The organism is Deltaproteobacteria bacterium (assembly GCA_009692615.1).
In the GTDB taxonomy this organism is placed as follows: Bacteria; Desulfobacterota; Binatia; order UBA9968; family UBA9968; genus DP-20.
The window spans coordinates 41,463-53,729 of sequence record SHYW01000024.1 but is presented as its reverse complement, the minus strand read 5'-3'; the positions used below and the strand labels follow the sequence as shown (position 1 = coordinate 53,729).

General features: G+C 57.1%; 13 protein-coding genes and 2 pseudogenes. 13 read left to right on the top strand and 2 right to left on the bottom strand.

The features are described from left to right. Positions 1–248: 248 nt before the first annotated feature. The 7 genes from EXR70_08110 (at position 249) to EXR70_08080 (ending at position 5,064) form a co-directional block, all read left to right on the top strand. A complete protein-coding gene (locus EXR70_08110) occupies positions 249–1,367 on the top strand; it encodes a hypothetical protein (GenBank protein ID MSP38437.1) in 1,119 nt (372 codons plus the stop codon). 161 nt (positions 1,368–1,528) lie between these two features. Then, a complete protein-coding gene (locus EXR70_08105; protein ID MSP38436.1) occupies positions 1,529–2,278 on the top strand; it encodes a hypothetical protein in 750 nt (249 codons plus the stop codon). 46 nt (positions 2,279–2,324) lie between these two features. Then, positions 2,325–2,597, top strand: coding sequence for a hypothetical protein (locus EXR70_08100; protein MSP38435.1), 273 nt, complete (start codon positions 2,325–2,327; stop codon positions 2,595–2,597). A 100-nt stretch (positions 2,598–2,697) separates the two neighbouring features. Then, the gene (locus EXR70_08095; GenBank protein ID MSP38434.1) at positions 2,698–3,438 is read left to right on the top strand and encodes a hypothetical protein; all 741 of its coding nucleotides are present in this window, start codon (positions 2,698–2,700) and stop codon (positions 3,436–3,438) included. A 155-nt stretch (positions 3,439–3,593) separates the two neighbouring features. Beyond that, positions 3,594–3,791, top strand: coding sequence for a 4Fe-4S dicluster domain-containing protein (locus EXR70_08090; GenBank protein MSP38433.1), 198 nt, complete (start codon positions 3,594–3,596; stop codon positions 3,789–3,791). 49 nt (positions 3,792–3,840) lie between these two features. Next, positions 3,841–4,473 (top strand): cysteine hydrolase, encoded by a 633-nt coding sequence (locus EXR70_08085; GenBank protein ID MSP38432.1) that lies wholly within the window; start codon positions 3,841–3,843, stop codon positions 4,471–4,473. A 165-nt stretch (positions 4,474–4,638) separates the two neighbouring features. Further along, positions 4,639–5,064, top strand: a complete 426-nt coding sequence (locus EXR70_08080; protein MSP38431.1) for a HEAT repeat domain-containing protein — start codon at positions 4,639–4,641, stop codon at positions 5,062–5,064. A gap of 117 nt (positions 5,065–5,181) precedes the next feature. On the opposite strand, the pseudogene EXR70_08075 reads toward EXR70_08080, so the two are convergent. After that, positions 5,182–5,499: pseudogene (locus EXR70_08075) on the bottom strand (transcriptional regulator). A 108-nt stretch (positions 5,500–5,607) separates the two neighbouring features. Continuing rightward, positions 5,608–5,935: pseudogene (locus EXR70_08070) on the bottom strand (endonuclease domain-containing protein). A 277-nt stretch (positions 5,936–6,212) separates the two neighbouring features. Between EXR70_08070 and EXR70_08065 the strand changes: the two are divergent. From EXR70_08065 to EXR70_08040, 6 genes are all read left to right on the top strand, one after another. Further along, a complete protein-coding gene (locus tag EXR70_08065; protein ID MSP38430.1) occupies positions 6,213–7,181 on the top strand; it encodes a hypothetical protein in 969 nt (322 codons plus the stop codon). A gap of 46 nt (positions 7,182–7,227) precedes the next feature. After that, on the top strand, positions 7,228–8,229 hold the full coding sequence (locus EXR70_08060; protein ID MSP38429.1) for an extracellular solute-binding protein: 1,002 nt from the start codon (positions 7,228–7,230) through the stop codon (positions 8,227–8,229). Between the two features lie 88 nt (positions 8,230–8,317). Then, positions 8,318–8,962: a maleylacetoacetate isomerase gene (gene maiA / locus EXR70_08055; protein MSP38428.1), complete on the top strand. Its 645-nt coding sequence runs from the start codon at positions 8,318–8,320 to the stop codon at positions 8,960–8,962. A 76-nt stretch (positions 8,963–9,038) separates the two neighbouring features. Further along, positions 9,039–9,812 (top strand): YdcF family protein, encoded by a 774-nt coding sequence (locus EXR70_08050; GenBank protein ID MSP38427.1) that lies wholly within the window; start codon positions 9,039–9,041, stop codon positions 9,810–9,812. Positions 9,813–9,922: 110 nt separating this feature from the next. Then, positions 9,923–10,987: an ABC transporter ATP-binding protein gene (locus EXR70_08045; GenBank protein ID MSP38426.1), complete on the top strand. Its 1,065-nt coding sequence runs from the start codon at positions 9,923–9,925 to the stop codon at positions 10,985–10,987. 116 nt (positions 10,988–11,103) lie between these two features. After that, positions 11,104–12,258 carry a hypothetical protein gene (locus EXR70_08040; protein ID MSP38425.1) on the top strand — a complete coding sequence of 385 codons (1,155 nt, stop codon included), beginning with the start codon at positions 11,104–11,106 and terminating at the stop codon, positions 12,256–12,258. The last annotated feature ends 9 nt before the right edge of the window (positions 12,259–12,267 follow it).

The following is a 12,267-nucleotide window of genomic DNA, read 5'->3' as shown; positions in this document are numbered from 1 at the left end:
TGCGGCCTCAACCACGGTGATCTCGCTGCGATATACTCGTTGAATTACGTCTAGTCGTTTCTCGTCTTTCATTGTCAGGGTTGTCATCCTTCCACCCTGACATAATTACGTTGCCGTTAACCCCTGACATAATCACCTTGCTACAACAGATGGCCTACTCAACCATTGACGCCGAAGAATCTCGCTTGATAAAGTGTGCCCAATAGTCGAGGGTGCTATCATTCGACGCAAATAACCGGAGGTGACTTATGGCGATCGGACTTTCCCATGGCGGGACCAACGTATATTCGGCTGACGAGCGCTCCAAGCAGCTGTGGGTCGCCACGAAAGACGGACTGGTGCTGTTCGAGCGCGGCAGCGATGGCTGGCGCGAAACCCAACGCGCGCTGCGCGGGCAACACATCAGCGCGATCGTCTTCGAGAAAACCACCGGCACCATATTCGCCGGCGCCTTCTTCGGCTCGATCCACGCCAGCACCGACGGCGGCAAGACTTGGGAGCGACGCGACAACGGCATGACCATCCACGACGTCTACAGTCTGGCGTCCCATGTCGTCGACGGCAAAGTTCGGGTCTACGCTGGAACGCAACCCGCTCACCTTTTTGTCAGCGAAGACTTGGGAATGCATTGGAGCGAAATCCCCTCGCTGCGTGAAGTGCCGACGACTTCGCAGTGGTCGTTCCCAGCGGCGCCGCATATCGCGCATACGAAATTTATCACCTTCGATCCGCAAGACTCGCACACGCTCTACGCCTGCGTCGAGCAAGGCGCGTTTCTCAAAAGCACCGACCTGGGCAAAAGCTGGCGCGAGCTCAACACGGTGGGCTTGTACAAAGACCAGAACCGGCCGGTGGAACATTTCTACGACGTGCACCGCTGCTTGATCGATCCGCGCGATCCGCAGAGAATCTACGTCACCGGCGGCGCTGGACTTTACGTGACTCACACGGGCGGCGACAGTTGGGAACGCTGGACCGCGGACGATTGGGCGAAAGATGTTTATCCCGACGGCTTCGTCTGGAATCCGAAAAATCCCGACACCATGTTCGTCGCCGCCGCCGAACATAATCCGGTCACCTGGCGCCAAGCCGGCCCGGCGGCCCGCGCCGAGGGAAAAATCTATCGCAGCAAAGACTGCGGGAAAAATTGGCAGAGACTGGCCGGCGGTCTGCCGGCGAGCTTGAAACATGAATTCGGCGCGCTCTGTTTGGAAGAAGCCAACGGCAACTGCGCCATCTTCGGCGGCACGACGGGCGGCGAAGTTTATTGCAGCGAAGACAGCGGCGAGAGCTGGACATTGATCACCGACAAGCTGGCACCGATCTCGAAGAAGGGGCACGAAAGATTATTGGCGGCGGCAAGCTGAAAGAATCAATCTGCACTGACCACTCCGAATCCGATTCCTTCGCCCTTTACGGGGGAAGGTTAGGATAGGGGTGCTCAGTGCACGCATTGAACCGATTCAAAGAATCACCCCCATCTTAATCTTCCCCCGTCGAGGGGGAAGAGACCGGATTAGAAACAGCGATGAATATCTCAACCGACAAACCCGGCGCCGCCCTCGCCGGGCAATTGATCGCGCAAAGCGAAAAAGACGCCGCCGTCACACCGATGGACGCCGTGCTCGACGCCGCGCGCGCCGGCAAATTTACTAGCGATCAATGTTTTCGCTTACTCGCTCGGCTGTGGACGCTCAAGCGCATGATGTACTACGTCTACGGCGGCTGGGCTCAAGGAATTAATCTGAACGAGTATCCGCCCGCGGTCGCTTATCTCTTCGGCAAACAAATCCACGACGACTCGACTCAAGAGATGCAGCTGTGCGACGAAATGCTGCGGCGCGGCTGGGCGCCGACGCAGAAAAAACTTTTCGCCCATCCGTACACACAATTCGGCACCGCGACGCGCACCGGCTCGTACATTTTCTGCCTGCGCGCGCTGGCCAACTATCCGCAGAACATCCGCATCGCTGCGCACAACCTCGGCCCCAAGGCGATCGAACTCGCTTGGACGGAAAAATTCGCCAAACTGTTTCCCGACGAATCGATCCACGCGTTGTTCCACAGTCAACTCGCCGAAACCCGCAGCCATGTCATGATGGGCAAGTTTCAAGTGGAAAAATTTATTTCGAAACCAGTCGACATGGAGCTGGCCAAACGGCTCGCCGCCGAAACCCGGCGCGATTATTTATTCTACCTGGAAGAAACCACCCGCTTCGTCTTGGGCATGGCCGAAGAAAAAGCCGGCGAAGTGACCGTCCAAGCGGACATCGACTGACGGCAGGCAATTTGGAATCTTAAATTTGTAATTTGGAATTGTCTCAATGCCATCGCTTAAAATAGATCACGCGAAGTGTACGGAATGCCGCATGTGCTACGTCGTCTGCCGCGAGATCGAGATCAATGCCGTGGTCGTGGCGCCGACTTCGCAGCATTTTTTCGAGATCGACGAGCGCTGCACCTATCCGGGCTGCACCGTGTGCTTGATGTACTGCCCGGCCGAAGGCTCGATCGTCGAAACCAAAACCGGCCGCTCGGTGGTACCACCGCCGCCGGAAGTCTGGACCGAAAACAAACGCTGGCCGAGGCAACCATAAAACATTGAAGGAATTAACCGGGCGAACTACTTATACATCCGTTCCCCCGAGTAGCGCGGAGCGCGTATCGAGGGGCTGAAGCAATTGCACGGAGTTCAGAATGCATTCAATCCTCAAAGACTTCCTCGACAAATGGGTCTACCCCACCGGCTTCATCGGACCCGGTGTCGATTTTCGAATGCGCCAAACCGAGCGCTGCCTGCCGCTGTGGGACAAGCTCGTGCTGCAAGCGATCAAGGCGGCGGAGAACGACTTGGCGTCCGGCAGCGACGAATACAAAGCCGCGCGCGCGCGTGGCGGTTACGCCGCCGAAGGCCCGTTCATGTCGCTCAAGCAAATGTCGACGCAGATTCTCTCGGTAGAAATTAGCGAACAGCAGAAATATATCGATCTGCAACGCATGCGCGCGCGGCAAATCTGGGACGAAGTGAAGCATGGCCAGCTCCACGCCGATGTCATGTTGCGCGGCGGCTTTATCGAGCGCGAAGAAGAATTGATGGACGATGCGCGGGCGAACACTCAGCCAAAGCTTTCCTATTTCGGCATGACCGCCATGTTCCCGCACATCCATCCGCTGGCCCGCGCCGGCCAACACTACTATAACGAATCGATGGCCTGCCTCGGCATCGCCGCTACGCTCAGCATCATCGATGACGAGCTGATTCGCCACCAACTGCACAGCCAGTCGGCAGAAGAGTTGATGCACTTCATGGAAGGCAAATATCAAATCGACGCCTACGCTCTGACGCCCGAAGATCAAAAACCCATCGAAGAAGTCTTCGATTTTCTCCTGCGCCCCTGGGCGCCGGAACCAAGCCGGGCGCTGGGCGGCAACGCGTAGAGCCAATCGAATTGTGGTCGTTTATGAGAAGAGTCGAAATCACCACGAAGGCACGAAGGACACGAAGGCTTCGAAAAATATTACCCCGAACTTCGCGTTCTTCGTGTCCTTCGTGGTGAAATAACCTTCACAATAAACCTACAAGACCCAGAACTATGAAAGTCAAAATCGTCGAATCCCTCTGCATCGCCTGCGGCCTGTGCCGCGAAGTCTGCCCCGAGCGCGCCGTCCATCCCAAGATGCAGGACATCCATCACATGTACGAAGTGATCGAAAGCGAATGCACCGGCTGCGCCGACTGCTTGCCTTACTGTCCGGAGCCGGGAGCTTTGCAACAATATCAAAGTTCGTAGGATGGGTTGAGCGCAGCGAAACCCATCGTTCTCTCCGAAAGGCACAATTATGATTGAATTCGCCGGCCGACAAATTTCCAACGAATTGAAAGAAGTGGTCGATCCCAAATGCACCGTCCTGCTGGTCTGGGACATGCAGAACGATCAGGCCGGCGGCTCGTTCAACAAAGACGCGCTGATCCGCAATGCGCCGCCGCTCATCGCCGCCGCGGCCAAGGCGGGAATCAAGACGGTCTACACGCGCCAGACGCCGTTTCTCTGGAGCGAAGAAGCGACTACCTGGATTCGCCGGGCGATGAAGAACGAGAAAGTCGATCACCCGAGCAAATTGAAACCGCGCCGCCTGAAGGGCAGCACCAACTGGGAAATCATGGCACCGTTCAAACCGGCGCCGGAAGATATCGTCATCGATAAAAGACGGCCGAGCATGTTCATCGGTAACGAGTTCGAAACCATCATGCACAACATCGGCGCGACGACGACCGTCATGATCGGCTGCACCACCGACGGCGGCGTCGAGATGACCGTACGCGACGGCCACAATCGCGGCCACTCCATGGTCATCGTCCGCGACTGCGTCGGGACTTATACCGAAGAAGGCCACAACGCCGCGCTCAAGCGCATTGAAAAATTCGCCGATGTGGTGGAGTCGAAGGAGCTGATCGAAATCTGGCAGCGTTAACACCAATTAAGAAGCACACTACGATGAATCTGGTTCGCCCCTCGATCCCTTCTCCCCTTGCGGGAGAAGGTTAGGATGAGGGGAATTCAATTGAGCACCCTCACCTCAATCCTCTCCCGTCGAGGGAGAGGAAGCGCTCCACAGATCATCGCCGCGGAGACAAGTATGAACGACAAAATAATTGACAGCCTAAAAGCCTTTCGCGCCGGCGATGACGAGGCCGCGATGACCACGCTGCTCGAAGCGGAGGAAGAACTTGTACCGGCATTGGTTGAAGCCTTTGGCCAAGAAACCGATCCCGAGGTACGCGCCTTTCTAGTCACGGTCGCCTGGGAACGACGCGAAGAGCAATCGCCGGCGTTCATCGTCGAAGCACTCAACGATCCGGAAGAAGAAGTTTGGCAGGCGGCGCTGGACGGCATGGTCGCTTTGGCGTCGACGGAGATTCTCGACGTACTCAAGTCGTCGCGCCTGCAACCGCGCCCCGATGCAGCGAAGACCAAACGCTTTCAGATGTGCGTGGAAGAAGCGATCTTGTATGTGGAAGGGTTGGTACAAGCCAACTTTGTTCCGCCAGCAATCAAGCGATAATCTGCCCAACGTGACGAAATGACGGCAAATCCAAAAAATTATCTAGCAGAGCCATAGGCCCAGACAGAACAAGCAATTCTGTTCCGCGCGCTCTTAATCGTTATTTAGCTTCACATCTTAGCCTTTGAGCGAAAGCTCAAAATGGACGCCTTCGGTTTTCTGCAAGGCGGTAAGGATGCTCGAAAGGTTCGCAGCCGATGGGCTGCCCTCGGGTCCAAGCATGCGCATAAGACTTTTGGCCGGAATGTCGGTGCGCTCTTCAAGCTCCTGAAATCCAAGCGTCGCGTTCACATAGTCGCGCAACACGGCTTTGCCGGTTTCCAGATCGCCGGTCAGTTAGCTTTCGACGGCCTCGCACAATAACGCTTGGCGGAACTTGGCGTCCTTCTAAGCGCGGGCGCGGCTCGTTTCTTTGAAGTCATGGGTAAGGGGCATGTTTCTTTCTCCGTTTGTAATCGGCGCAGCGGTCAAGAATCGAATGGATTTAACCCCTCACTCTAACTCTCTCCCGCAAGGGGCGAGAGGATCGGATGCGCAGCCGATTTATTGGAGCGCTTGAAATATCGCCTGCTTGACTGCCTCGGCGCTTTGCCGGACATCGTGATTCCAAAATCGAATTACTCTATAGCCGTTTTGTTCCAACCAAGCTGTGCGCTCGGAATCATATTCCAATTGAATGTCATCAGCATGGTGACCGGCGTTGAGTTCGATTACAAGGCGCTTTTCTAAACAGACAAAGTCGACAACGTTATGGACCGAGCGGTTGTTGTCGGCGGAATTTATGACCGGAAAGCTGCCGTGATCGTAGGTGGCGCCACAGAACGCGTTCGGCATCCGTCATATTCTTCCGCAGTTGTTTGGCGTGATTCATGAGCAGCCACCGAATTTATGTTGCCTTCAAACCTATCCGATCCCTTCGCCCCTTGCGGGAGAAGGTTAGGATGAGGGGAATCAATTGAGCACCCTCACCTCAATCCTCTCCCCTCAAGGGAGAGGAGGCTCGGAGGCGACATCGACCTGGACATTTTCTACCATCGACAAGTATCATTTTTCTAACGATCAATATCCTCCACCCATTTGCCATCCCCACCCCTGTCGAGTTAATACTAAAGCAATTTTCACTCGGCATTTCGCCGCAAGGAGTCACTATGAGTACAACCAACGGTAAGCAAGCCCTACACGTCGCGACATTTTCCGGCTGGTATCGGTTCGAGCAAAACGGCAAACAGTTTACCCAGACCAAACGCGATCTTTCCTACTGGACGCTCACTTGCATGTCGGTGGACGAAGAAGATCCGAAAACCATCTACGCCGGCACCGAACACTCGGGACTCTTTTACACCAAGGACGCCGGCGCCCACTGGCAGCGCGCCGACCCGCAGGTACCGAAAATGTTTCTCTACTCGGCCCTGGCGTTGAATGGCGGCGTCATGGTCGGCACGATCCCGTCGGCGGTGTATCGCAGCCAGAACGGCGGCTGGGAAGAACTCGAAGGCGTGCGCTTACACAGCGCCGGGGCAAATTTTCCGCCGAGCCCGGAATTGCAATCGCGCACGCGCTATTTAGCTTACGAGCCCGGCAACAATAATCGCCTCTACGCCGGCATCGAAGTCGGCGGCATGGTGTTAAGCGACGACGGCGGACGCGGCTGGGAACCTTGCAATGAAGGGCTCACCGACATGGATATCCATGAAATCCTGGCGTCCAAGCAACACAGCGGCAACGTCTTTCTCGCCTGCGGCGAAGCCTGCTTCCGCAGCCCCGACCGCGCCGGCCATTGGCAAAATATTTCACCGAAGAATCACGGCTACGGCATCTCCGTCGCCGAAGACAAAAACGGCGTGATCTACGTCGGCGCCGCGCGCGGCCGGCCTTATAACTGGATTCGCGAAGAAGGCGCCATGGCGGCGATCCTGCGCAGCAACGACAAAGGCAAGAGCTGGGAAACCGTCATCGACAATCTCAAAGGCGGCGTCATGCACCTCTGCCCAACACCCGACGGCAACGGCATGGTCGCCGGCACGTCGGACGGCACGCTGCTCGTCGTTGACGATAGCGGCGCGCGCGAAGTCGTCAGTGGACTGCCCTTCGTCACGTCGTTGGAATTAGCTGCGTAATGTCGGATGGGCGCAGCCCGCTGCGCCCCTACAACAGGAAACTAAGATGCGCATACCGATCGACCTTCTCTGTCTCTATTTCTGTCTCTGTCTCCCATCTCTCGTCGCAGCCCAGGACGCCAAGCTGCTCACCGAAGCGAAGAAGGAAGGCAAAGTCGTCATTTACGGCTCCATGGAGACCGACATCTTCGACGGCATTCAGCAGGGATTTGAAAAGAAAACCGGCATCAAGGTCGACTACTGGCGCGCCGCCGGTGCGACAGTACTGGAACGGGCGTCGAGTGAAAAGCGCGCCAACAAGGTTGGCTACGATCTGGTGCTCAACAACTCCGGGCCGATGGAAATATTGCTCAGCGAAGGCGCGCTGGCAAAGTACGACTCGCCGATGGCGAAAAACTTCGCCGCCGAGTTTCAGCATCCGCAATTGGGCCCGAGCTACCGCACCTCCATCGTCGGCATCGTTTACAACAAGAGCATTCTCAGCGCCGACAAAGCGCCGAAGTCGTTGGAGGACTTATTGAAGCCGGAGTTTCGCGGCAAGCTCGCCTTTCCCGATCCCTCCCGCGGCGCCGTCGCCGTCATGTGGCCCATGAGTTTATACAAGCTCATGGGCAAAGATCGCGCCGATAAATATCTGCGCGATCTCGGCGCCACCAAACCGGTAATCGTCGAGGGCGTTTTGCCCGCCGCCGAGCGTGTCACCACCGGCGAGACTCCCATCGCCATCACCTATTTGAAATACGTCATCAGCTTCGGCCAAAAGGGCGCGCCGCTCGACTACGTCCGACTAGACAAATTTCTCAGCCACTCCCATGCCATCACGATGAGCAGCCGCGCCGCCCGGCCCAACGCCGCCAAGGCCTTTCTCGATTACTTCTACAGCGACGATAGTCTGCGCGTGATGGCCAAGTTCGGCGAGTTCGTCACCCGAAAAGGCATCCATCCGCCGCTCGCCGACGCCGACAAAATCCAAGTTGTCGAGATGGACGAACCCGACGCCAACCAGATGGCCGAGAGACGCAAGGAATACAGAAAGATTTTTCAATAACACGGGGTGATGGAGTGGTGGAGTGATGGGTTTTCCGACCCAATACTCCATTACTCCAACACTCCATCACTCCACTCCGAGGACACCCATGAAACTCTATACTTTTTTCCGCAGCTCCGCGTCCTATCGCGTGCGCATCGCGCTCAACTTCAAAGGCATCGCCTACGAGTCGGCGCCGATTCACCTGCGGCGCGGCGGCGGCGAGCAACTGATGCCAGCCTACACCGCGATCAATCCGCAAGCGTTGGTGCCGACATTAGACGACAACGGCAAGATTATGACCCAATCGTTGGCGATCATCGAATATCTTGAAGAGACCCATCCTAACCCGCCGCTCTTGCCGAAAGACCCAGCGGACAAAGCGCTGGTGCGCAGCATGGCGCTGGTCGTCGCTTGCGAAGTGCACCCGATACAAAATCTGCGCGTGTTAAACTACGTCAAGGCGACCTACAACCAAACAGACGCGCAGGTGAATCAGTGGGCGCAACATTGGATCGATCTCGGTCTCGCCGCACTCCAAGAGATGATTCATGCGCAGCCCAAGCGCGGCAAGTTCTGTTTCGGCGACAGCCCGACACTGGCCGATGTTTGCCTGATCCCCCAACTCGGCAACGCCCGCCGCTACGGCTGCGATCTGGCGAAATACCCGACGATCTTGGCGATCGAAAACAACTGCAACGCCATTCCTGCCTTCGCCAACGCCGCGTCGGAAAAGCAACCGGACGCGGAGTAATGTGTAGTGGTCAGTTACCAGTTGGCAGATCAAGTCGAACCGCATCCGAAACTGACTACTGACTCCTATCTCCCCCATGTTCCTCCTCAAACAATTCATCAAAGCCCTGCTCCTGCCGCCCATGCCGTGGCTGCTCTTGCTGCTCGCGGTGGTGATTTTTTGGCAGCGGCGCTGGGCGCGGAAACTTTTGCTGTTGATAATTTTTCTAATTCTCGCGCTGCACAGCGGCCCGCTCAACTACGCGCTCCGCTATCCGTTGGAGTCGCGCTACCCGCCGCTGCTCGATCCCAAACGAGCCGGCACTTACGACGCCATCGTCGTGCTCACCAGCGGCAGCATCGCGGCGCGCGGCTTGATTCCCTTTCCGTCGATTGATGAAGCGATGTTTCGTCGTCTCGACGAAGCCTGGCGGCTGTATCGCATCCAACCCAAGCCGATCATCGTCAGCGGCGGCCACGTCGATCCGTTCACGCCGGCCAAAGATGAAAACAAAATCGTCCGGGAGTTCTTGATCCGCTGGGGCGTGCCCAAGAGCGACGTCTTCGGCGAAGAAAAATCCCGTGACACTTTCGAAAACGCGCTAGAAACTCAAAAGCTGCTCAACAAGCATGGCTGGAAGCGCTACCTCTTGGTCACCTCGGCGTTGCACATGCCGCGCAGCATGTTGGTCTTCTCCAGCCGCGTGCCCGAACCGATTCCGGCGCCGGGCGATTTTTCCGTCGGCAAGATCGAGCTTACGCCCTTCGAATTTTCCCCCAACGAAAGCGTCGCGCCGCGAATCTTCGCAGCGCTGCATGAATACATCGGCTGGGTGAACTATTACTTGCGGCTGAAGTACGCCAGCGACTGAGCCGCCATTCAAAAAACCGACAGGCTGTCCGCACATCGAGTTGCAAATCCATAGCGGGATGATAAACCAAGCGATGAAAAATCGTCGCCGTTGCGCTAGCTCTACGAATCATGATCTCGATCAATAATCTAGTAAAAATTTACAAATCCGGTACCGACTCGGTGCGCGCCGTCGACGGCGTCAGCATCGAAATCGCCGAACACGAGTTCTTCGTTCTGCTCGGTCTCAGCGGCTCCGGCAAGACCACCTTGCTGCGCTGCGTCGCCGGTCTAGAGCGGCCCGACGGCGGCGAGATCACCATCAGCAACACGCTGGTCAGTTCCGCCGAACACAATTTCTTTATCAACGCGGAAGGGCGCGGCTTGGGCATGGTTTTTCAATCCTACGCCGTCTGGCCGCACATGACGGTATTTCAAAACGTCGCCTTCCCTCTGCTCAATGGCCCGCATAAATATTCCGCCGAAGCGGTCAAGAAAAAAGTCGCTACTGCTTTAGAGATGGTCCAGCTCGGCGGCCTCGCCGACCGGCCCGCGCCGTTTCTGAGCGGCGGCCAGCAGCAGCGCGTGGCGTTGGCGCGCGCTCTCGCCGTGGAACCGAAAGTGCTGCTGATGGACGAACCGCTGAGCAATCTCGACGCCCGCCTGCGCGAAGAAGTGCGCGATGAGATCAAAAACTTATCGAAGAAATTCGGCATGGCCGTGCTCTACGTCACCCACGACCAAGTCGAAGCTATGGCGCTCGCCGATCGCGTCGCGGTGATGAGCAAAGGCAAAGTCCTGCAATGCGCGCCGCCGCGGGATCTCTACGAAGCGCCGGCGAGCCGCGACGTTTGTGAATTTCTCGGCTCGACCAATTTGATCGACGGCGTAATCAGCAACAGCGGTCAAATCGATAGCGACATCGGCAAGCTCGCCTGCGCGGTTCACGATGGCAATTTAAAAAATGTCAGCGTCGCCATCCGTCCGGAAGAGTTGCTGCTAAGCGAGACAGCCACCGGAAGCGAAAACGAATTCAGCGCGGAAGTTTTGTCGTCGACGTTTCTTGGCGAGCTGACGATTTGCGACTTGCAGGTCAGCGGCCAAAAGCTGCGCTTCAAAACCACCCAAAGAGCCGCGCCGCCCAAACAAGTTTACATCCGCCTGCCGGCTGATAAATTGAAACTTTTCGCTAGATAATTTAGAGAGAAGAAAAGATTCGCCGCAAAGAGCATGTAAGGCGTAAAAAAAATGACTGCGGTGGGCGCGATAAATCGCGCCCTACACACCGATTTTTTACGGCAGGAGAAATTTAAATGGCGCTCACGCCCCAAGAAAATGACGACCTGACCCGCGTCGGCCCCGGCACGCCGTGCGGCATCATGATGCGCCGCTACTGGCATCCCGTCGGTTTCACCGCCGAGCTTAAAGGCAAACCGGTGCGGCGCAAGCTGCTCGGCGAAGATTTAGTTTTGTTCCGCGACGAGAACGGCCAGCTCGGCCTCATCGGCGCCCGCTGTCCGCACCGCGGCACCTCGTTGCACTTGGGCTACATCGAAGACGGCGGCCTTCGCTGCTGCTATCACGGCTGGCTGTTCGATGTGAACGGACGCTGCTTGGAGCAGCCCACCGAGCCGCCGGAAGCCAACTTCAAGGACAAAGTGCGCCAGCCCTCCTACAAAGTCGAAGCGCTGGCCGGCGTGATCTTCGCCTATCTCGGCCCGGAGCCGGCGCCGCTATTGCCGCGCTATGACGTGCTCGTGCGCGAAGATGGAATTCGCTCCCTGCAAGGGCGCATCGCCAGCTGCAATTTTTTACAGATGGTCGAGAACACCGTCGATCAGCATCATTTTAAATGGCTGCACCGCACGCCGAACACCAAGAAGTGGACCGATCCAGTTTTGAATTCAGAATATTTCGATTATGGCATCCGCGACACCTTCGCGCGCAGCGGCGGTGGCGAGCGCTATCAGACGCTTAGCTACTTCATCATGCCGACCATGAACAAAACCGGCTACCACGTGCCAGAAAGCCATCCCTGCGGCATGGCGGCCAATCATCCCGGCTACGAAGCGCTGCGTTGGCGCGTTCCCGCCGACGACACGCATACGATGCATTTCACGGTCTACTTCGCGCCGATCGTCGACGGTAAACCGACCGGCACGATCCCTGCGGATAACGCCGAGAAAGGCGTGGTCGAAACCACGCCCGGCCAATACCGTTACGACGAAGCGACCGGTTATCTCGCGCGCGGCGACCAAGACCGCGCCGCGCAGGAAAGCCAGGGCGTGCTTTGCGACCGCAGCATCGAACATCTCGGCGTATCGGACAAAGGCGTGATCATGCTGCGCAAGCTTTACAAAGATTCCATGGACGCCATCGCCGCCGGCAAAGACCCCATCGGCACGATCCGCGACCCGGTGAAAAACCGCATCGTTGAAATCGCGCCGGGAGAATTTAAAATTGGCTGAGCGACATAT